1 protein-coding gene is annotated in these 235 nt (G+C 39.6%); it reads left to right on the top strand.

Annotation, left to right across the window (positions count from 1 at the left end):
- Positions 1-215: hypothetical protein (locus K9V48_RS30305; protein ID WP_224136940.1), on the top strand; the 215-nt coding region annotated here is incomplete at its 5' end.
- Positions 216-235: the final 20 nt, after the last annotated feature.

Genomic DNA, 235 nt, shown 5'->3' with positions numbered 1-235 from the left:
CGAAAGAACTTCATGGCTATCGATACGCTCGATTTCGAGGGGTGAAGTCTGTCCAAGAGCAGGCTTTTATGACAGCCGCCTGTCAAAATATGAAAAAAATAGCCCTCCATCTCACCAAAAAGATGGGATGGAGGACTATTTTGGATCGTTTTTTCTCTTATTTCAACTATTTTTCACTAGTTTATATAAAAACCGTTCAAGTTGCCGAGAATTAAAAGGGTTTCTCGACAATCTG

It is taken from the genome of Metabacillus rhizolycopersici (genome assembly GCF_020075705.1).
This window is presented reverse-complemented; position numbering and strand designations above follow the sequence as displayed.